This window comes from Jiangella ureilytica (genome assembly GCF_004348545.1).
Classification (GTDB): Bacteria; Actinomycetota; Actinomycetes; order Jiangellales; family Jiangellaceae; genus Jiangella; species Jiangella ureilytica.
Genome location: NZ_SMKL01000001.1, coordinates 86,650 through 107,677 on the forward strand (window position 1 = coordinate 86,650; position 21,028 = coordinate 107,677).

Here is a 21,028-nt window from a genome sequence, read left to right on the forward strand (position 1 = left end):
TGACACCTGGTGGCCGTCAGTCGCGAGCCTGAGTTCCGCACCACTCGTATGCGTGAGGGCTATGACCTGGACGCCGTCGACGACTTCGTCGACGTGGTGATCGACGCGCTGGAGGGACGCTCCTCCGGGCGCGGCGTCACGCCCGAGCAGATCGAGGCCGAGGAGTTCAAGGTCGTCCGCATGCGCGAGGGCTACGTCATGGACGACGTCGACGACTGGCTCGACGCCGCCGCCTCGGAGCTGCGGACCCGCCGCAAGGCCGCCGCGCAGCAGCAGGCGCCGCAGCACCAGCAGGTGCCGGCCAACGCCTACGCGCAGGGCCCCGGCATCCCGCCCGCCGGGCCGCCCATGGGCGCCGCCCCGGTCGCGCCGCCCGTCGTGGCCCCGCCGCCCGCCGCGCCGCCGGTCATGCCGCCGCCCGCCGCCGGGGGCTACGGCCCGCCGTCCGGGCCGCCGTCGAACCCGTCGTACCCGGCCGCCTACTACGACACCTCGTCGCACGGGACGTCGCACGGCACCAGCCAGTACGACACGCAGGCGTACGATCCGCTCACCGACTCCGCCGTCAACGAGCTCGACCCCGTGCTGCGCGCGCTCGACACCAACTACGGGCAGACCCCGCCGCCGGCCGCGGCGCCGCCGCCGGAGCAATATCAGCAGCGGGCGCCTGAGCCGGCCGTCGACGACGCCTCGTTGGCGCCGTCGTCCACGCCGTCCACCGGCCTGCACCACATCGAGATCTGGGTGCGCGACCTCGACTCGGCCACCCGCTCGTTCGGCTGGTTGTTCGAGCGCCTCGGCTGGACGCTCTTCCAGGCCTGGGAGAACGGCCGGTCCTGGCAGGCGCCCGGCGGCGGCCCGTACGTCGTCATCGAGTGCTCGCCCGACCTCAGCTGGGTCGCGTACGACCGCAAGGCGCCCGGCCTCAACCACCTCGCGCTGGCGGTGCCGGAGCAGTGGATGGTCGATCGCATCGTCTCCGAGGCGCCGGCCTACGGCTGGCACCTGATGTTCGCCGACCGCCACCCGCACGCCGGCGGCCCGCACCACTACGCGGCGTACATGGAGAACGACGACGGCTACGAGGTCGAGGTCGTCGCGCCGTAGGCCCGCCGCCGGCGGCGCCGGCTCAGCGGCCCAGGTAGGCGCCGCCGTTGACGTGCAGCACCTGGCCGGTGACGTGCCCGGCGGCGGGCGAGGCCAGGTAGTGCACGGCCGCCGCGACGTCGTCGACGGTGCCGGCGCGGCCGGTCATGGTCTCGGCGATGTTCTTCCGCCGCCGCTCGTCGGTGAGCCGGCCCTGGAAGAACTCGGTGCCGGAGGTCAGCCCCGGAGCCACGAGGTTCGTGGTGATGCCGCGCGGGCCGAGGTCGGCCGCGAGCGACGCCGTCCACGACTCGACGGCGCCCTTGGCCGCGCCGTAGCTGCCGCCGCCCCGCTTGGCCGCGATCGAGCCGATGGTGACGATGCGCCCGCCCTCGGGCATCCGGGGCAGCAGCGCCGTCGTCATGAGCACCGCCGTCAGCACGTTGGCGGCGAAGTTCTCGCGCCACGCCTGGGCCACGGCGGCGAGGTCGCCGGGCTGCGGCGCGGGCCGGCCGAAGGCGGTGTTGCCTCCGGCCGTGTTGACCAGGACGTCCACCGTCGCCGGCAGCCGATCCAGCGCCTCGGTCACGGCGGCCGGGTCGGACGCGTCGAAGTCGACGGCGCTGACCTTCGGGCCGAGCTCGGCGACCACCTCGTCCAGCCTCGGCCGCCGGCGCCCGGTGACGACGACGGTGTCGCCCGCCGCCGCGAAGCCCGCGGCCACCGCCCGCCCGATGCCGGTCCCGCCGCCCGTGACGACGACCGTGCGTGCACTCATCGCAAACTCCTTTAGTGCTAAAGTATTTGGCGATGACAGCGTACCCCGAAGCGACGGACGACGGCACCGACCGCATCCAGGCGGCCTGGCGGCGCGAGCTGCCGGGCGTGCCCGTCGGCTCCATCGGCGTCATCACCCGGATGTGGCGGCTGGGGCAGCTGCTCGCCGACGACCGCCGCCGCACGCTCGAGCGGCTCGGCGTCGACAACCCGACGCTCGACCTGCTCAGCACGCTGCGCCGCAGCGGGCCGCCATACCGGCTGACCCCCGGCCAGATCGCCGCGCGCAGCTTCGTCACGGCCGGCGCGGTGTCGCAGCGCATCGCCCGCGCCGAGGCCGCCGGGCTGGTCCGCCGCGAGCGCTCGGCCGCCGACGGGCGCTCCGCCGTCGTCGCGCTCACCGACGAGGGGCGGGAGCTGAACGAGCGGGTCGTCGCCGATCTGCTGCGTCACGAGGAGACACTGCTCGACGGCCTCGACGACGCGCAGCGGGCGACGCTGGCCGGGCTGCTGAAGACGCTGCTCGCCGACCTGACCCAGCGGTTCGGTGCGGAGGACCGTCCGTCAGCGATCTCGTGACACGAGATAGCGTTGCGCCCTATGAAGGTGCTGATCTCGGCCGACACAGAGATGTGGTGCGCGACCCGGAGCGCGAGCCGTGCGCGCCACCGCAGCGATGCAGGTGACATCTCGTGAAGCTGCTGATCTCGGCCGACATGGAGGGTGCGACCGGCGTCACGTGGCCCGCGGACGTCGAGCCGGGGACGGAGCAGTGGCAGCGCTGCCGGGCGATGTTCACGTCCGACGTCAACGGCGCGGTCGCGGGGCTGTTCGACGGCGGCGCCGACGAGGTGCTGGTCAACGAGGCGCACGCGACCATGCGCAACCTGCTGCTCGAGCAGCTGGACGAGCGCGCCACCATGATCACCGGGCGGCACAAGGCGCTGACCATGGTCGAGGGCATCCAGAGCGGCGACGTCGACGGCGTCGTCTTCCTCGGGTACCACGCGGGCGCCGGCGCCGAGGGCGTGCTGGCGCACACGTACCTGCCCAACTCGATCACCGGGGTGTGGGTGAACGGCGACCCGGCCAGCGAGGGCCGGCTGAACGCGCTGGTCGCGGCCGAGTACGGCACGCCGGTCATCCTGGTCACCGGCGACGACCGCGCGTGCGCCGACGCCGCCACGTACGCGCCCCTGGCACGCACGGCAGCCGTCAAGGACTACGTGTCGCGCTACGCGGCCCGCTGCCGCCCGCCGGCGCGCACCTTCGAGACCATCCGGGTCGAGGCGAAGCACGCCGTCGCCCTCGCCGTCCGCCACGAGCCCGCCACGGACCGCGGGCCGTACACCGTCGAGATCGAGGTCGACGCCACGCAGCTCGCCGACTTCGCGGGTATGGTCCCCACGGTGGAGCGTGTCGCCGAGCGCCGGGTGCGCTACACCGCCGGCACCGCGCACGACCTCATCCGCTGCTTCAAGGCGGTCACGACCCTGATCTCGAACGGTATCGAGAACCACTATGGCTGAGCCCGACGTCCTGACCCTCGCCTCCGACCTCATCCGCATCGACACCACGAACACCGGCGACGGCACCGGGCGCGAGCGGCCGGCGGCCGAGTACGTGGCCGAGAGGCTGGGCGAGGCCGGCATCGACGCCACACTGATCGAGTCGGCGCCCCACCGCGCCAACGTCGTCGCCCGCATCGCCGGCACCGACCCGGGCCGCGACCCGATCCTCGTGCACGGTCACCTCGACGTCGTGCCGGCCGAGGCAGCCGACTGGTCGGTGCACCCGTTCTCGGGCGAGGTCCGCGACGGCATGCTCTGGGGCCGCGGCGCGGTCGACATGAAGGGCATGGACGCGATGATGCTCGCCGTCGTCCGGGCCTGGGCGCGCGAGGGCCGGCGCCCGCCGCGCGACGTCGTGCTCGCGTTCACCGCCGACGAGGAGGCCAGCGCCGACCACGGCTCCACCTGGCTGGTCACCAAGCACGCCGACCTGTTCGAGGGCGTCACCGAGGGCATCAGCGAGTCCGGCGGCTACACGTTCCACGCCGGCGGCCGGCGGCTCTACCCCGTCGCCGCGGGGGAGCGGGGCACCGCGTGGCTGAAGCTGACCGCGCGCGGCCGGGCCGGCCACGGGTCGCGGGTCAACCACGACAACGCGGTGGCGGCGCTGGCCGGCGCGGTGCACCGGCTGGCCGAGTACCGGTGGCCGGTGCGGCTGACGCCCACGGTGCGCGCGTCGATCGAGGGCATCGGCGCGGCGCTCGGTGTCGCCGTCGACCTCGACGACGCCGACGCGACCATCGCCCGGTTCGGCCCCGCGCGCGAGCTGGTCGACGCCGTCCTGCGCAACAGCACCAACCCGACCATGCTGAGCGCCGGCTACAAGGTGAACGTCATCCCCGAGACGGCGACGGCGTACGTCGACGGCCGCGTGGTGCCCGACGCCCGCGACGAGTTCGAGGCGGTGGTGACCGAGCTCGTCGGGCCCGGGATCACCTGGGAGTACGAGCACGCCGAGGTCGCGCTCTCCGCCGACCCCGCGTCGCCGGCGTTCGCCGCCATGGCCGACGCGCTGCGGGCCGAGGACCCCGACGCGCACGTCGTCCCCGTCTGCATGGCCGGCGGCACCGACGCCAAGCAGTTCTCCCGGCTCGGCATCACCGGCTACGGCTTCGCGCCGCTGCGGCTGCCGCCCGGCCTGGACTACTCGGCGCTGTTCCACGGCGTCGACGAGCGGGTGCCCGTCGACGCGCTGGAGTTCGGCGTCCGGGTGCTCGACCGGTTCCTGACCACCTGACCACTGCCGTTCCTCGTCTGGAGAGAACACCGTGCCCGATACCGCACCGTACGGGAGCTGGCCGTCGCCGGTGACCGCCGAGATCGTCGCCGAGAACGACGGCCGTCCCGGCTGGGTGAGCCACGACGGCGGGGCCCTGTGGTGGACGCGCCCGCAGCCCGCCGAGGGCGGCCGGGTGGCGCTGCTGCGGCTGCGCGACGGCGCCGTGAAGCCCGAGGTCGTGCTGCCGGCGCCGTGGAACGTCCGCACCCGGGTGCACGAGTACGGCGGCATGGCCTACGTGGTCGTGCCGTCGCCGGCCGGCGGCGCGGGCGAGGGTGCCGCCGTCGTCTTCGCCGAGTACACCGACCAGCGGCTGTACCGGTACGTCCCCGGCTCGGACGCGGAGCCGGCGGCGCTGACGCCGTCGCCGTCGATCCCGTCGGGGCTGCGCTACGCCGAACCGCTGCTGGCGCCGTCGGGCAGCGAGATCTGGTGCATCCGCGAGGAGCACACCGGCCCGGCGCCGACGGACGTGCGGCGCGCGCTGGTCGCGGTGCCGCTGGACGGCTCCGGAGACGTGCGGGTGCTGGTCGAGGACACCCACTTCCTCGCCTGCCCGCGCCCGTCTCCCGACGGCCGGCGGCTGGCGTGGATCGGCTGGGAGCACCCGAACATGCCGTGGGACGGGACGGTCCTGCGGGTCGCGGAGGTGGTCGACGACGGCGGCGTCGCGCGCGTGGGCGAGCCGGTCACCGTCGCCGGCGGAAAGTCGGAGTCGATCGCGCAGGCCGAGTGGGAGACGCCCGACGCGCTCCTGATCGCGACCGACCGCACCGGCTGGTGGAACCTGCACCGGGTCGGGCTCGACGGCGGTGAGCCGCAGGTGCTGGGGGAGCGGGCCGAGGAGTTCGCCGGGCCGCTCTGGCAGCTGGGGCTGCGCTGGTTCGCGCCGCTCGGCGACGGTGAGGTCGCGGTCATCCGCGGCCGCGCGTCGGCGCGGCTGAACCTGCTCGACACCCGCAGCGGCCTGCTCTACGACCTGCTCGAGGACGAGCACACCGAGTGGGCGCCGACACTCGCGGTGTCCGGGCGCACGGTCTACGGCGTCGCGGCGTCGCCGGTCCGGCCGTTCGAGGTGGTCGAGGCGTCGGTCGGGACGGTGTCGGCGGTCGTGCAGTCGCCGCTGTCGGTGCCGGCGACGTCGCTGCCGCAGCCGGTGCAGCGGACGTTCGCCGGGCCGGGCGGCCGCGACGTGCACGCCGTCGTCTACCCGCCGTGGGGCTCCCGGTTCGGCGGGCTGGCCGGTGAGAAGCCGCCGTTCATCGTGTTCGCGCACGGCGGGCCGACCAGCCGCGTCCCGATGGTGCACGACCTCGAGGTCGCGTTCTTCACCAGCCGCGGCCTCGGCGTCGTCGAGGTCAACTACGGCGGCTCGACCGGGTTCGGCCGCCCGTACCGGGAGCGGCTGCGTGGCGAGTGGGGCGTCGTCGACGTCGAGGACTGCGTGGCGGCGGCGAAGGCCCTGGTCGACGAGGGGGCGGCCGACGGCTCCCGGCTCGCGATCCGCGGCGGTTCGGCCGGCGGCTGGACGGCGGCGGCCGCGCTGGCGTTCGCGGACGTCTTCGCCTGCGCGACGATCATGTACCCCGTCCTCGACCTGGTCGCGTTCCGCACCGGCGAGACCCACGACTTCGAGTCGCAGTACCTCGACGGGCTGGTCGGGCCCTGGCCCGACGCGGAGGCGCGGTACAAGGAGCGGTCGCCGATCAACGTGCCGGAGAAGTTCACCGTCCCCTTCCTGCTGCTCCAGGGGCTCGAGGACGAGGTCTGCCCACCCGGGCCGACCCAGCGGTTCGCCGAGCGGGTGGCCGAGCTCGGGGTGGACCATGAGTACGTCGCGTTCGAGGGCGAGCAGCACGGCTTCCGGCGCAAGGAGACCATCGTGACGGCGCTGGAGAAGGAGCTGGCGCTGTACGCGAAGGTCTTCGGCTTCACGGCGTCGGCGTGAGCCTCGTGGAGCCGCTGCGGCGGCCGCGCCGCCTGGTCGAGGGTGACCGCGTCGCCGTCGTCGCGCCCGCAGGCCCGGTCCCCAAGGACCGCCTCGACGCCGGCTGCGCCGTGCTGCGGTCGTGGGGGCTGGACGTCCTCGTGATGCCGCACGTGCTGGACGCGCACCCGTCGCTGGACTACCTCGCCGGGTCCGATCTCGATCGGGCGCGAGACCTGCAGCAGGCCTGGTGCGACCCGTCGGTGGCGGCGGTGCTGTGTGCGCGCGGCGGGTACGGGGTGCAGCGGATGTCGGCGCTGCTGGACTGGTCCGCCATGGCCGCCGCCGCGCCCAAGGTGTTCGTCGGCTACAGCGACATCACGGCGCTGCACTCGGCGTTCGCGCGCAGGCTCGGGGTGGCGACGATCCACGGCCCGATGGTCGCGACCGACGCGTTCGTCGCGTCCCCGTCGACGGCTGAGCTGCTGCGGTCGCTGCTGTTCGCGCCGTCGTCGCCGTCGTCCTTGGTGTTGGGGGCGCCGTCGGCCCGTCCCCTGGTGCCTGGCCGGGCGTCCGGGGTGACCGTGGGCGGCTGTCTCGCGCTGCTGGCGTCCGAGATCGGGACGCCGACGGGGCTGCCGTCGGCGGCGGGTTCTCTCGTGCTGCTCGAGGACGTGGGGGAGAAGGCGTACCGGCTGGACGGGTTCCTCACGCACCTGCTCCGCTCGGGCTGGCTCGACGGCGTGGCGGGGATCGCGCTCGGGTCGTGGCACGAGTGCGAGCCGGTGGAGGAGCTTCTGCAGGATCGGCTCGGCGGGCTGGGGGTCCCGGTGGTGACGGAGCTCGGCTTCGGCCACGGCCCGTCGACCATCACGGTGCCGCTGGGCGTGCCGGCGACTTTGGACGCTGCTGCCGGCACGCTGACGCTCGACGCGCCCGCCCTGGTGTGACATCTGTAGCACATTGAAATCTGAGGCCCGCGCAGGGCGCGAGGACCATCGTCCGGCTCGTCGTTGATCATCGGGCGTCGATCGTGCTGGCCCGGCCGCTGCCGGAGCGGGTGGGCAACGGTGCTCGGCTTCAGCGTGGTGTTCGGCCTGAGCGCGCTGGCGCGAAAGGAGCGCACGCCCCATGATCATCAAGGATCGACCACGTGATGGCGTGGTCGATCCTTGATGATCATGGGCGGCGGCTCACTCGTCGCGGGGCTCGCGGTCGGCGAGGATGCGGTCGACGGCGGCAGCCTGCTCCGAGTGGCCGGTCTCGAGATAGCTTCGCTTGGCGTCGAGCAGGTCGGCGCGCGCCTCGGCGGCGTGCTCGCCCTCGGCCGGCCCGGATCGCTTGCCGGCTGCGGTCAGCTCGGCCAGCCGGTCCCGGAACCCCGGCGGCTCCGGCCGCGAGTACTCCACCTCCGCCCCCGGCTCCCGGTACGCCGCCAGGTCCTCGATGCTTACACAGCGCGCATCGAGCCAGGTCTGTGTTTCGCGGCGCACCCGTTCCGGGTGCCGGTACGGGATGTCGCGCATGTAGGTGGTCATCCGGTACCGACCCCACCGCTCTCGCGGGACGGGGTACGGGTCACCCGGCGGTGGCTCCACCCCGAACACGTCGAACCAGAGATTCCGCAGGATCTCATCGGTGGTCCACTGCGTCTCGGAACTGTACGGCGGTTCGGACGAATCGCGGATGTGCGCTGCGAGCTCGGCCCGGAAGCCCCGGATGTCGTCGTGGTTCGTCTCCAACCACCGCGGCACGCTTTCGCAAGCTTCGTAGTAGAAGTCGAGCAGTTCGGCTTGGTCGTTGCTGAAGACCTGCATCCATCGATCGAATTCGGGCGTCTGCTCCATCACAGCTCCAGGTACGCAACTCGTCGTGGGTTGTCGACGAAGTAGCTCGTGATCAAGCGCCACGACTCGTTCCTCCTCTTGGCGAAGATGATCAGGCTACCTGGCCGCGCGCCACGGGTAACCATGTCGTGTGCGCGCACGGCAGGTGCCGGACCGAGACCTGCCATGGATCCGTCCCGGGCTCGGAGCCACATCTCCTCGCCTGCTTCCGTGTCGGTGCCAGGTGCTCGGACCGTGAAGACGTCCTCCGGGGTGATTCCGGTGTCAGAGGTGCGAAGGAAGATCTTGATGATCGTCTGGCCGTTCGCCTTCCTATCGAGAAAGGTGTGGAGGTCCGCCTGCGTCGGACCGGCCGCGCCGAGTACCGCGAGAAGAGGTTTGGCGACCGCCTCGGGTGACGTGTAGTGGCCGACGATGGTCCCGACCTGGTGCGGTCCCTGACCGTGCTGTCGCCACGAATCGGCGGAGCCATCGGCGTTGAGGCGCCACCCGTCCATGCCGGCGGGATCCAGGCGCCACTGGGCCCGGGCGACCTGGTGCTCCTGCGAGAGATGGTGGCCGTGTCGCTCGACGGCGTGCGCGGACGCACCGTTCAACAGGTTCAGCATGGTGGTCAACTCTCCGGGAGGACACACGGCGCCGACCTGATGGATCGCCGCGGCATGAGCGTCCGCATTCGGGAGGTGTTGCTGGACGACCACGGTCTGCTGGGCGGTGGTGACGACGCTCGCCGGCGGGAGGGGTGGCGGCGGGATCGAGAACACCGGCGGAGGGGTGTCGCCGTCGTCGGCAGAGCGCAACAGCGTCTCGATCTCGTCCGCAGTGCCGGCGAGCACGTGCGCTACCGAGGCGAACGCGTCCTCCCGAGCCGCCGTCATCCGGGTGCCGATCAGCCGGATCTCGTGCGCTTCCTTGATCAGCTCCGCCTGCTCGAGCGGTGTGGCCGTGTCCTCGATCTTCTTCCGGACCTCGCGGTCCAGGCCTTCGGCGAGAGCCGGCAGTTCGTCGTGCAGGGCGCGCAGCGACTCCGCGGCGTACCGCACGCCGTCGCCGTCGTTGCCGCCCTGCATAGCGCCACGGTAATGGATGATTGAGGGATCGGTGTCGTCATGGCGACACCGATCCCTCAACCATTGGAGCAGGAACCGATCAGCGCTTACGCCCGTGCAACAGGGGATTCGCGACCTCGAGGTGGCGCAGCACCTCGTTCACGTCGTTGTCGCCCGTCGGGCCGGCCAGGCCGAAGTCGCGCGCTTCGATGACCACGCGGTCGGCATAGACGTCGATGGTGAGGCCGCGGTTGATGTCGCGGGTCGTGACCTCGCCGATGCTGCTGGTGTTCTCGCCACGGGCGTCCCACTCGATGTGCATGGCGCCGGTGTTGATGGCGAGGAAGCCGTCCGGGTGACCGCCGGGGACGCGCCGCCGGACGGCCCAGTCGCCGAGCTCGAACGGGTAGTGGGTGTGGCCGGACAGGAAGATCGCGTTCGGGTGGTCGCCGAGCATCGTCGTCAGCTCGGCGTTGCGCTCGTGGTGCTCGTGGTACCAGGGGATCCAGGAGGCGGAGACGGTGTCGCCGAGCGGGAAGTGGGTGATGACGATGACCTGCTTCTTGCGCTCGGTCCAGTAGTCCAGCCGCTCGTCCAGCCAGGCGACCTGCTCGTCGGACATGCCGACCTCGGGCGGACGGGGGAACTCCTGGCCGATCGCGAGAACGGGAACCTCGCCGCCGCCGCCGGTCAGCACGTACTCGCCATAGACCCGATCACGCCCGGCGAAGTCGAGGAACCGGTCACGCAGCGTCTCCCAGGACTCCGCCGCGTAGCTCTCGTGGTTGCCGATCGCCGCCACCAGCTGCGGCGGCATGATCCCCGCCGCCTCGGCGCCGGACACCACGTCGTCGATCTGGCGCCACTCGGCCGCCGTCCCGGTGGGGACGATGTCGCCCGCGATCAGCAGGCCGGCCCCGTCGGGCCGGACGGCGTCGAAGTCGCGCAGGCCGTGGGCGAAATCGCGGGGGTGACCCTGGATGTCGCTGACCACCCAGAGCTGCGTGGCGTCGTCCAGCGACGGCGTCGCGGTGGCGGTCGTGCGCACCGAGACGCTGTCGATCGCCCAGTACCAGGAGTTGCGCGGCGCGTCGAGGCGCCACCGGAACACGGCCTGCCGCACCCCGGACGGGACGGCGAAGCGCAGCACCTCGGTGCTATTGGCGAGGTCGCCGTCGTAGTTGTTGGTCGTGTTGGTGGAGTCGTAGCGCAGCAGCGTGGTCTCCTCGCCGCTGTCGTCGAACTCGACGGTGACCGTGGCGGACTGGCCGGTCCACGGCCGCAGGTGCGAGTCGAACGTCAGCTCCAGCTCGGGGTAGCCGAAGACCCGCACCGGCCGCGACCTCAGTGTGGTGTCGAACCGGCCGGCGGCACCGGCGGCGTCGTCGTACTCGTCGGAGTCGGCGACGGCGATGACGTCGTCGGCGCGGGCGAAGCGGAACCGCATCTGGTCCTCGGCGGCGGTCCAGTACTCGCGGGTCGTGAAGGACCAGCCGCGCCAGTCGTCGACGCCGCCGGCCTCCATCTCGGGGGTGACCTCGACCGACCAGCCCTGCGGCGGCCGGTGGGTGTAGCCGTCGGCGGCGACGCCGCCGGAGAGCCCGTTGAAGCCCTCGCGCCAGAGGGTCTGCTGACCCACGCGCGACTCCTCGGCGACCGCGGCCGTCTCCATGACCGCCAGCGGCGCCGCCACGGCGGCACTCATCAGTACTGCCGTCACACCTGCGCGTCTGCGCGCTCGGATCGTCATGGCCGGACGCTAAGGGGCGGAGGTGACCAGAGGTCAGGAATCCGGCAACGGGGAGATGACGAGCATCTGACTGGCGGCGACAACAAACTTGCTCACCGGGCAGATTTGCAGAGAGCGCAAGAAGTAAGTTAGTGTCAGATTGCGGCCGGAGCAGGCTGGTAGTCGCAGTCTCACACCGGCGTGGGCGCGGGGCACCTCGCTCTCAGGCTGCTCACAGCTTCGCCGTGGTGTTCTGACGTCGCACTTCTCAACCCTTGGAGTCATCGGTGGCGACATTCCTCTACCGGCTCGGCCGGTTCTCCTATCGACGACGCGGGGTGGTGCTGGCCGTCTGGCTGGCCCTCGTCGCGCTCTTCGGGGTGGGTGCCTCGACGCTGTCCGGGCCCACGTCCGACACGTTCTCCATCCCCGGCACCGAGTCCCAGGAAGCGTTCGACCTGCTCGAGGAGCGGTTCCCGGGCGGCAACACCGACGGTGCGACGGCGCGCGTGGTGTTCGCCGCTCCCGAGGGCGAGACGCTCACCGACCCGCAGAACCAGGCCGCGGTCGAGGATGTCCTCGCCGAACTGACGACGGCGCCACAGGTGGCCGCCGTCCCCGACCCGTTCGAGATCGGAACCGTGTCCGAGGACGGCACCATCGCGTTCTCGCAGGTCACCTATGCGGTCCCGTTCTTCGACCTCACTGACGAGGCACGCGAGGCGCTCACCGCCGCCGCCGACACCGGCCGCGATGCCGGACTGACGGTCGAGCTCGGCGGCGAGGCGGCCATGAGCGAGGAGGAGCCGGCCGGCACCGAGCTCATCGGCATCGGCGTCGCGGCCGTGGTGCTCATCATCACGTTCGGATCGCTCATCGCCGCCGGCCTGCCGCTGCTGACGGCCGTCCTGGGCATCGTGATCGGCATGGCCGCCATCACCGCGGCCAGCGGCTTCATGGACATCGGGTCCAGCACGCCGACGCTGGCGCTCATGCTCGGCCTGGCCGTCGGCATCGACTACGCGCTGTTCATCGTCTCGCGCTACCGGCACGAACTGGCCGTGGGCCGCGACGGCGAGGAGGCGGCCGGCCGCGCCGTCGGCACCGCCGGGTCGGCGGTCGTGTTCGCCGGCCTCACCGTCATGATCGCGCTGGCCGGGCTGTTCGTCGTCAACATTCCCATGCTCACCGAGATGGGCGTGGCCGCGGCGCTCACCGTCGGCATCGCCGTCGTCATCGCGCTCAGCCTGCTGCCGGCGCTGCTCGGCTTCGCCAAGCACCGTGTCCTGGGCGGCAGGATCCCGGGCCTGCGCCACATCCGCGAGCGGGCGGACGACGGCGGCAAGCCCACCCTGGGGCGGCGCTGGGCGAACCTGGTGACCCGCCGGCCCATCCCGGTGCTGGCCGTCGCGGTGGCGGGCATGCTGGCGCTCGCCGCGCCGATGCTCGACCTGCGTCTCGGCCTGCCCGACGAGGGCAGCTCGCCGCCCGACAGCACGCAGCGCAAGGCCTACGACCTCACCGTCGAGGGCTTCGGCGCCGGCTTCAACGGCCCGCTCACGGTGGTCGTCGACGGTGTCGGCAGTCCCGACCCGCAGGCCGCGGCCGTCGCCGTCGCCGACTCGCTCCGAGGGCTCGACGGGGTCGTCAGCGTCACCGACCCGGTGCCCAACGAGGCCGGCGACACCTCGATCATCAACGTCGTGCCCGAGTTCGGCCCGGGCAGCGCCGAGACCGAGGCCCTCGTCGGCGACATCCGCGACCAGGTCGGCGCCGTCGGCGACGAGGCCGGGGCGAGCGTCTCGGTCACCGGCAGCACGGCCATCAACATCGACTTCTCCGACCGGATGACCGAGGCGTTGCTGCCGTACCTGGCGCTCGTGGTCGGGCTCTCGTTCATCCTGCTGATGCTGGTCTTCCGGTCGCTGCTGGTGCCGCTGAAGGCCGCGCTGGGCTTCCTGCTGACCATGGGCGCGACGTTCGGCGCCATCGTCGCGGTGTTCCAGTGGGGCTGGTTCAACGGCCTGCTGGGCATCGAGCAGACCGGCCCGATCATCAGCATGCTGCCGATCTTCCTCATCGGCGTGGTGTTCGGCCTGGCCATGGACTACCAGGTCTTCCTCGTCACGCGGATGCGCGAAGAGCACGTGCACGGCGCGTCGCCCACCGACTCGGTGGTCATCGGTTTCCAGCACGGCGCCCGTGTGGTGGCCGCCGCCGCGCTGATCATGATGAGCGTGTTCGCGGCGTTCATCTTCGGCGGCGAGGACGTCATCATGCAGGTCGGCCTCGCGCTGGCCGCGGCGGTCGCGTTCGACGCGTTCGTCGTCCGCATGACCATCGTCCCGGCGGTCATGACGCTGCTGGGCAGCCGGGCGTGGTTCCTGCCGCGCTGGCTCGACCGGCTGCTGCCCAACGTCGACGTCGAGGGCGAGAAGCTCAGCCGCCAGCTGCACGACGCGCCGGCGCCGGCCGAGGAGCCGGAACCGGAGCCCGCGCAGGGAGGGGCCGTGCGCTGACCGCGACGTCCAGGCGGCGCCGAGGTCCACGAGGGAAAGGGACACAAGCCCCCCGGTGAAAGACGGGCGGCCCGACGGAGAGGTCCGGGCCGCCCGTTCGCCTGTCCGGGCGTGGCAGCACCGGCTTCCCGCCCTCCCCGCCGACGTTGATCTTGGAGGAAGTGCAGAGATGCCGGGCGAACTGTCCGAGTGATTCCGCCCTTACTCCAAGATCAACGGGCGAGCCGCAGGGGGTCTGCGTCGGTGCGCAAGTTTGCGTTCACCGAAGTTTTGCGCGAGCCGCAAAATATCCACTAGAATAGTTGACATGACAGGAGAAGTGGGCCTGCGCGAGCGCAAGAAGGCGGCCACTCGCGCCGCTCTCAGCGCCGCCGCCAACCGGCTCGCCGTCGAGCTGGGCGTCGAGCACGTCACCGTCGAGGCCATCGCCGCGGCCGCCGACGTGTCGCCGCGGACGTTCCACAACTACTTCTCCAGCCGCGAGGAGGCCATCGTCGCCTCCATCATCGACTGGGCCGACCGGCTCACCGACGAGCTCGAGCGGCGCCCGGCCGACGAGCCCATCTGGGACAGCCTGCAAGACGTCTATCTCGCCACGCTCGACGACAGCGCCGACGCGCGCGCCCGCATGGTCGCACAGATCCAGATGGTCATGGCGAACCCCACGGTCATCGCCAACCAGCTGGCCGCGTTCGACGCCATGCGCCGGCGGTTCGCCGCGGCCATCGCGGCGCGCACCGGCACCGACGCGAGCCGCGACCTCTACCCGCACCTCATCGCCGGCGCCGCCGCCCAGGCCGTCAAGACATCCATGGACCTCTGGGCGGCGGGCCAGACCGACCGCCCGCTGCGCGAGCTGGTCGCCGACGGCTTCGCGCAGCTCAGGGCCGGGCTGCCGCAGCCGGGCCGTCAGACGGGCCGTCCGGCGAGCTGACGGTGCGGGCGTAGTGACAGGCCACTTGGATGGCCGTCCCGCCGGCCAGGACGCCGGGGTCGTCCCCACGGCAGCGGCCGTCCACCCCGGCCGCGGCCGCCGCACCCGACGCGAGCACCGGGCAGCGGACGTGGAACCGGCAGCCCGCCGGGATCCGGGTCGGGTCCGGCGGCTCGCCCTGCAGCACGACCGGGGCGCCGGGCGCCTCGGGCAGCACCGACAGCAGCGCCTGCGTGTAGGGGTGCTCCGGGGCGGTGAGGATCTTCTCCACCGGCCCGGTCTCGACGATGCGGCCCAAGTACATGACGGCGACCCGGTCGGCGATGTTCCAGGCCAGTCCGAGGTCGTGCGTCACCACGAGCGCCGCCAGCCCCAGCTCGTCGCGCAGCCGCAGCAGCAGCGCCAGGATCTCGCCGCGCACCGACGCGTCGAGCGACGCGACCGGCTCGTCGGCGACGATGACGTTCGGCTCCAGCACCAGCGCGCCGGCGATGACCACGCGCTGCCGCTGGCCGCCGGACAACTCGTGCGGGAAACGCAGGAAGAACCGCTCCGGCGGACGGAGACCGGCCCGCGACAGCGCGTCGGCGACCCGCTCCCGCTCGTCGGGCACGTCGCCGTGGATGCGCAGCCCTTCGGCGACGGCGTCGTAGACGGTGTGCCGGGGGTTCAGCGAGCCGCTCGGGTCCTGCAGCACCAGCTGCACGTCGCGGCGGAACCGCTTGAGCGCCTTCGAGGTGTAGGCCAGAGGGATGCCGCGGTGCAGCACCCGGCCCGACGTCGGCTTCTCGAGGCCGAGCAGGGTGCGGGCCAGCGTCGTCTTGCCGCAGCCGGACTCGCCGACCAGCGCGACGATCTCCCCGGGGGCGATGTCGAGGTTGACGCCGTCGACGGCGCGCGCCCGCCCATCGCCGCGGCGGGCCTCGAACTCGACGTGGACGTCCTCGGCGGACAGGATCGGCGCATTCGGGATCGGCTCGCTCACGCGGACTCCTTCTCCACCAACGAGAGACCGTCGTCGGGCAGCACGCGCACGCAGGCCGCCCGGGTCCCGTCTCCGGCCGGGCGATTCCCCTTTCCCTTGTGGGACTCGCCGTCGTCCGGGACCTCGCGGCCGGCCGTCGGCCACAGCGACGGGTCGACCAGGTCGCAGTGGCCCAGCCGCACCGCGCAGCGGGGGTGGAAGGAGCACCCGGCGGGCAGGTCGGCGGGGTCGGGCGGGTCGCCGGCGAGGCCCTGCAGACGGCGCCGCGACGCCGGGTCGCCGATCCGCGGGAACGCCGCCGCCAGCGCCTGGCCGTAGGGATGCCTGGCCGCGCCGAACACCGTCGCCGCCGGGCCCTCCTCGACGATCCGCCCGGCGTACATGATCGCCAGCCGGTCGCAGGTGTCGGCGAGGACGGACAGGTCGTGACTGATCATCAGCAGGCTGATGCCCTGCTCGGCGACCAGCGACTCGATCAGCGTGAGGATCTGCGCCTGGATCATGACGTCCAGCGCGGTCGTCGGCTCGTCGGCGACGATCAGCTGCGGGTCGCAGGCCAGCGCCATGGCGATCATGACCCGCTGGCGCTGCCCGCCGGACAGTTCGTGCGGGTAGGCGTCGGCACGCCGGGCGGGCAGGCCGACGTGCTCGAGCAGCTCGCCGACGCGACGCCGGATCTCCGCGTCACCGACCTTGGGCGAGTGCAGCCGGATCGGCTCGCCGATCTGCGCGCCGATGCGCTGGACGGCGTTGAGCGAGTGCATGGCGCCCTGGAAGACGATGGACGCGCCGGCCCAGCGGACCGCCCGCAGCCGGCCCCACGACATCGTCAGCAGGTCCTCACCGTCGAACCGGATCTCACCGGTCAGGTGCGCCGTCTTCGGCAGCAGCCGCAGCAGCGCCAGCGCCATGGTCGACTTGCCGCAGCCGGACTCGCCGGCCAGGCCCAGCTTCTGGCCCGCGTCCAGCGTGAAGGACACGCCGCGGACCGCGGGCACGTCGCCGGCACCGGCCGAACCACGCTTCTCCGGTGAGGCCGCGGATGTCGAAGCCCGGTAGGTGACCGTCAGGTCCTTGACTTCCAGCAGGCTCATCCGCGGCGCTCCCTCAGCTTCGGGTTCAGGACGCCCTCGATGGCCCGGCCGACCAGCGTGAACGCCAGCACGACCAGCACGATCGCGATGCCCGGCGGCAGGATGTACCACCACATCCGGGAGCTGACGGCGCCGACGTCGCGGGCCGCCTGGATGGTCGCGCCCCACGACGCCGTCGTCGGGTCGCCGAGCCCCAGGAAGGCGAACGTCGACTCCGTCAGGATCGCCGACCCCACCATCAGCGTCGTCTGTGCCAGGACGATCGGCATGACGTTCGGCAGCACGTGGTTCGACATGACGTGCAGGTGCCCGCCGCCGAGCGCCCTGGCCCGCTCGATGTACGGCCGGGCCTCGACGGCGAGTGTCTGCGCCCGCACCAGGCGGGCCGTCGTCGGCCAGGACGTGACGCCGATGGCGACGATGATCGTCGTCAGGCTGCGGCCCAGCACGGCGGCCAGCGCGACGCCCAGGACCAGCGACGGCATGACGAGGAACCAGTCGGTCACGCGCATCAGCAGGCTGGAGCCCCAGCCGCCGAAGTGCCCGGCCAGGATCCCGAAGAGCGTGCCGAACGCGATCGAGATGAAGGTCGCCCAGAACCCGACCGTCAGCGAGACCCGCGACCCCCAGATGATCATGTCGATCATCGAGCGGCCGGACCGGTCCGTGCCCAGCGGGAACTCCGCGCTCGGCCCCTCCAGCGGCGACCCCGGCGGGCGGGTGACGCTCAGCGCGTTGTCGGGCGTGAGCACCGGCGCCAGCAGCGCCGTCAGCACGAACAGCGCCAGCACCACCAGCCCGAACAGGCCGGCCCGGTTCTGCCGGTACGACGTCCAGAACCGCGCGGCCGTGCGCCGTCGCCGGGCCCACACCAGCCCGTTCACGGCCGCACCCGCGGGTCGAGGACGGGGTAGAGCAGGTCGGCTATCAGGTTCATGAGGATCACCGCCGCGGAGAACAGGATGAACAACCCCTGCACCAGCGGCAGGTCAGGCACGCTCAGCCCGGAGTAGAACAGCTGGCCCAGACCCGGCCAGCTGAAGATCGTCTCGACCAGCACGGCGCCGAACACCACGAACCCGAGATTCACGAAGATCAGCGTGACGGTGGGCAGCAGCGCGTTCGGGACGGCGTGCCGGCGCCGCACGATGACGTCGCGCAGGCCCTTCGCACGGGCGGTGACGATGTAGTCGCTGCCCATCTCGTCCAGCAGCGACGACCGCATGATCATCAGGTACTGCGCGTAGACCACCGCCACCAGCGTGACCAGCGGCAGCACCATGTGGTGGGCGAGGTCGGGGATGCGCTCCCAGCCCTCGACGCCGGTGCTCTCCATGCCGCTGGTCGGGAACCAGCCGAGCTCGGAGGCGAAGATCACGATGAGGATCAGGCCCAGCCAGAAGCTCGGCACCGACCACAGCGTCAGCGCCACGCCGGTGTTGACGCGGTCGCCGAGGCTGCCGTGGTTCCACGCGCAGCGCACGCCCAGCCACAGCCCGAGCGCCGCCGAGACGAGCACGCTGGTCCCCACCAGCAGCACCGTCGGCCACAACCGGTCGCCGATGAGCTCGGTGACCGGCCGGTTGAACTGGAACGAGTCGCCGAAGTCCAGCCGCAGGACGCCCGTCAGGTAGCTCCAGAACTGCTCGGCCAGCGGCCGGTCCAGCCCGAACTCGCGACGCAGCTGCTCCTGCTGCTCGATGCTCACGGGGCGGCCGTGCGTCATGGTCCGCACCGGGTCGCCCGGGATGATGCGAAACAGGAAGAAGCTGGTCAGGATGACGGCGAACAGCGAGACCAGCGACCCGCCGAGCTTCTCGCCGTAGTACCGGAACCTGCGCCGGACACCGGACCGGTCCCGCACGCTCTGCGCGAGCTGCGGGACCGGTGCGGTCGGCAGTGCCGAGTCGGCCATCGAGCTCCGACTACTCGCGGTCGTCGGCGGTCGTGCCGCGACGCCGGAGCAGCAGCAACACCAGCGCCAGCACGACGACGGCCGCGGCGGCGATGCCGACGATCAGCCCGGTGTTCGAGCCGCTGTCGTCGCCGTCGTCGGAGCCGGAGCCCCCGGCGGTGTCGTCCTCCTCACCGACCGGGACCGCGGACCACCAGCTCCAGTAGCCGTCCTGGCCGTAGTAGTTGCCGCCCGGGTCAGGCTGCGGCGTCATCTCGGCGATGACGTCGCTGCGGTACGCCTCGAGCGCGTCGGCGTAGCCCCAGACCACGAAGATGTTGTCCTCGTACAGGACGCGCTGCATCTCCTTGACGATCTCCGCCCGGGCGTCGACGTCGAGCTCGGACAGCTGCTCGGCGTAGAGCCGGTCGTACTCCTCGTTGCAGTAGTACGCGTCGGACAGGTAGGGCCCGCCGAGCTCCGTCGGCAACCCGCTGCACAGGTTGATCGACAGGACGTAGTTCGGGTCCGGGTTGACGTTCCAGCCGGTGGTGAGGATGTCGTAGGTGCCCTCGTCGAGCAGCGAGCCGACCTCGGACACCGGCTCGACCACCAGCTCGATGCCGGCCTCGCGGGCCCATTCGGCCATCATCTCGGCGGCCTGGACGTACTGCGGGTTGTCGCCGTGCACGTTGAACCGGAACGACAGCGGCCGCCCGTCGGGGCCGACCCGGATCCCGTCGCCGCCGGGCGCATAGCCGGCCTCGTCGAGCAGCCGGTTGGCGGCGTCGATGTCGAAGCCGATCTCCTCGTCCTCCGACGGCTCCCAGTGGTAGGTGTCGTAGCGCGAGGGGATGTAGCCGCCGTTGGCCTCGCCCAGGCCGCCGTAGGCGACCTCGTAGATGGCGTCGCGGTCGATGGTGTGCACCAGCGCCTCGCGCACGACGGGGTCCTGCAGCGCCGGGTGGCCGTCGCCGAACGGGGTGCCGTCCTGCAGCCTCGCGCCGGGGTTCAGCGTGATGGCCTGGAACCGCTTGCCCTGGGCGGCGTTGACGGTGATGTCCTCCTCGTTCTGCAGCGCCTCGTACTGGGCCGGCGTCAGGCCGAACACGAAGTCGACCTCGCCGCTGCGCAGCGCCTCGACCTGCGCGTCGGGGTCGTCGATGTAGCGCAGGATCAGCTGGTCGAACTTCGGCGCGCCGCGCCAGTAGTCCGGGTTCGCCTCGAGCGTGATCGACACGTTCGGCTGGTAGTCGGTGAGGATGAACGGGCCGCTGCCGACGATGGGGAAGTCGGTGTCGTTGTTGAACGCGCCGAAGTCGCTCACCTGCGACCAGATGTGCTCCGGCAGGATCGGCACGTCCAGCGCGAGCATGGTGACCTGCGGCTCGTCGAGCACGATCTCGACGGTGTACTCGTCCGTGGCCGTGACCGAGGCGAAGTTCTCGACGAAGTTGCCGTTGGCCTCGGCCGCGGCCGGGTCGGTCATCATCGTGGTGAAGGTCCAGGCGACGTCCTCGGCGGTGACCGGTTCGCCGTCGGTCCAGGTCGCGTCCTCGCGGATGTGGTACGTCCAGGTGAGGCCGTCGTCGGAGGTGTCCCACGACTCCGCGAGCGCTGGGATCGTCTCACCGGTCTCGGGGTCGTAGTTGGTGAGGAAGTCGTACATCCATCGGTGCATGTTGGTGGTGATCAGCCGCACCGCGATGAATGGACTGAGGGAGTCGACCTCCTGCGCGACGGCGATGGTGAGCGACGTGGGCTCGGCATCGTCGCCGGAGCCGGCATCGTCGGTGGCGGCGGTCGCGGCGGGGAGGCCGGCGGCGGCCAGGCCGGACAGGGTCAGCCCGGCCGCGGCCAGGCCGGCGGCGAACCTGCGGGCGCGGGAAGCGGATGTCGCCATGATGGGGGGTACCTCGCATTCGGCACGCGGAGTCGCGCCAGTAGACCTATTGGCCGGTTGGTCTACCATCGGCCGCTCGGCGCCGTCAATGGTCTGGACCTGTCAGCGTGTCGAATGTCCAGCGTCCTTGGCCCGATCGAGACCGAACTGCAGATCCTCCTGTGATGTCCGCAACCTGACGGACATTCGGCGGCGGGGAGCCGAGTTCGCCGTTGTCATGTGCCGGGACGGCGTGGGGGCGCTGACGTGGGTCGGGCCCTCGGGCCCACCGGTGAGCTGCTCGCTCGCCGCTCCAGGTTCCGCTGTGGTGCGGCGACCGGTCCCGCCGGGGAGTGGTCACGTTCACCGCCGCCCCCATCACGAGGTGTTCTTCAGCGTCACGAGTCCTGCAGGCCTGGTGGAGCAGGGAATCACGTGCTGAACGTGATCATTCC

17 protein-coding genes are annotated in these 21,028 nt (G+C 71.9%); 8 read left to right on the top strand and 9 right to left on the bottom strand.

The annotated features are described in order from the left end of the window. Positions 1–9 precede the first annotated feature (9 nt). Positions 10–1,107, top strand: coding sequence for a DivIVA domain-containing protein (locus tag E1212_RS00435; RefSeq protein ID WP_131977457.1), 1,098 nt, complete (start codon positions 10–12; stop codon positions 1,105–1,107). A gap of 22 nt (positions 1,108–1,129) precedes the next feature. On the opposite strand, the gene E1212_RS00440 is transcribed toward E1212_RS00435, so the two are convergent. Continuing rightward, the gene (locus E1212_RS00440) at positions 1,130–1,864 is read right to left on the bottom strand and encodes an SDR family NAD(P)-dependent oxidoreductase (protein ID WP_131977460.1); all 735 of its coding nucleotides are present in this window, start codon (positions 1,862–1,864) and stop codon (positions 1,130–1,132) included. Between the two features lie 32 nt (positions 1,865–1,896). On the opposite strand from E1212_RS00440, the gene E1212_RS00445 reads away from it, so the two are divergent. The 5 genes from E1212_RS00445 (at position 1,897) to E1212_RS00465 (ending at position 7,590) form a co-directional block, all read left to right on the top strand. Next, the gene (locus E1212_RS00445; protein ID WP_131977463.1) at positions 1,897–2,442 is read left to right on the top strand and encodes a MarR family winged helix-turn-helix transcriptional regulator; all 546 of its coding nucleotides are present in this window, start codon (positions 1,897–1,899) and stop codon (positions 2,440–2,442) included. 113 nt (positions 2,443–2,555) lie between these two features. Beyond that, the gene (locus tag E1212_RS00450) at positions 2,556–3,392 is read left to right on the top strand and encodes a M55 family metallopeptidase (RefSeq protein WP_131977466.1); all 837 of its coding nucleotides are present in this window, start codon (positions 2,556–2,558) and stop codon (positions 3,390–3,392) included. Then, positions 3,385–4,671 carry a M20/M25/M40 family metallo-hydrolase gene (locus E1212_RS00455; RefSeq protein WP_131977468.1) on the top strand — a complete coding sequence of 429 codons (1,287 nt, stop codon included), beginning with the start codon at positions 3,385–3,387 and terminating at the stop codon, positions 4,669–4,671. The genes E1212_RS00450 and E1212_RS00455 overlap by 8 nt, the downstream gene beginning before the upstream one ends. 31 nt (positions 4,672–4,702) lie before the next feature. After that, positions 4,703–6,661, top strand: a complete 1,959-nt coding sequence (locus E1212_RS00460; RefSeq protein WP_131977470.1) for an LpqB family beta-propeller domain-containing protein — start codon at positions 4,703–4,705, stop codon at positions 6,659–6,661. Continuing rightward, positions 6,658–7,590: a S66 peptidase family protein gene (locus tag E1212_RS00465; protein WP_162605244.1), complete on the top strand. Its 933-nt coding sequence runs from the start codon at positions 6,658–6,660 to the stop codon at positions 7,588–7,590. The genes E1212_RS00460 and E1212_RS00465 overlap by 4 nt, the downstream gene beginning before the upstream one ends. 243 nt (positions 7,591–7,833) lie before the next feature. Here E1212_RS00465 and E1212_RS00470 read toward each other — a convergent pair whose 3' ends face one another. From E1212_RS00470 to E1212_RS00480, 3 genes are all read right to left on the bottom strand, one after another. After that, positions 7,834–8,457, bottom strand: a complete 624-nt coding sequence (locus E1212_RS00470) for a hypothetical protein (protein ID WP_131977472.1) — start codon at positions 8,455–8,457, stop codon at positions 7,834–7,836. A 29-nt stretch (positions 8,458–8,486) separates the two neighbouring features. Beyond that, entirely contained in the window at positions 8,487–9,557 is a 1,071-nt protein-coding gene (locus tag E1212_RS00475; protein ID WP_131977474.1) for a hypothetical protein, read from the bottom strand. 79 nt (positions 9,558–9,636) lie between these two features. Next, positions 9,637–11,241, bottom strand: coding sequence for a metallophosphoesterase family protein (locus E1212_RS00480; protein ID WP_203416090.1), 1,605 nt, complete (start codon positions 11,239–11,241; stop codon positions 9,637–9,639). Between the two features lie 311 nt (positions 11,242–11,552). Here E1212_RS00480 and E1212_RS00485 point away from each other — a divergent pair, with 311 nt between their 5' ends. Next, positions 11,553–13,784, top strand: coding sequence for an MMPL family transporter (locus E1212_RS00485; protein WP_131977476.1), 2,232 nt, complete (start codon positions 11,553–11,555; stop codon positions 13,782–13,784). Between the two features lie 307 nt (positions 13,785–14,091). Beyond that, entirely contained in the window at positions 14,092–14,718 is a 627-nt protein-coding gene (locus E1212_RS00490; protein WP_131977478.1) for a TetR/AcrR family transcriptional regulator, read from the top strand. Here E1212_RS00490 and E1212_RS00495 read toward each other — a convergent pair. Genes E1212_RS00495 through E1212_RS00515 form a run of 5 tightly spaced genes read right to left on the bottom strand, consistent with a single transcriptional unit; the run spans position 14,666 to position 20,594 of the window. Beyond that, positions 14,666–15,703: an oligopeptide/dipeptide ABC transporter ATP-binding protein gene (locus tag E1212_RS00495; RefSeq protein ID WP_238992202.1), complete on the bottom strand. Its 1,038-nt coding sequence runs from the start codon at positions 15,701–15,703 to the stop codon at positions 14,666–14,668. The genes E1212_RS00490 and E1212_RS00495 overlap by 53 nt on opposite strands. Beyond that, entirely contained in the window at positions 15,700–16,797 is a 1,098-nt protein-coding gene (locus E1212_RS00500; RefSeq protein WP_131977480.1) for an ABC transporter ATP-binding protein, read from the bottom strand. The genes E1212_RS00495 and E1212_RS00500 overlap by 4 nt, the downstream gene beginning before the upstream one ends. Next, entirely contained in the window at positions 16,794–17,681 is an 888-nt protein-coding gene (locus tag E1212_RS00505; protein WP_131977482.1) for an ABC transporter permease, read from the bottom strand. The genes E1212_RS00500 and E1212_RS00505 overlap by 4 nt, the downstream gene beginning before the upstream one ends. Continuing rightward, the gene (locus E1212_RS00510) at positions 17,678–18,712 is read right to left on the bottom strand and encodes an ABC transporter permease (protein ID WP_131977484.1); all 1,035 of its coding nucleotides are present in this window, start codon (positions 18,710–18,712) and stop codon (positions 17,678–17,680) included. Before E1212_RS00510 ends, E1212_RS00505 begins: the two co-directional genes overlap by 4 nt. 10 nt (positions 18,713–18,722) lie before the next feature. Further along, the gene (locus tag E1212_RS00515; RefSeq protein ID WP_203416091.1) at positions 18,723–20,594 is read right to left on the bottom strand and encodes an ABC transporter substrate-binding protein; all 1,872 of its coding nucleotides are present in this window, start codon (positions 20,592–20,594) and stop codon (positions 18,723–18,725) included. Positions 20,595–21,028: the final 434 nt, after the last annotated feature.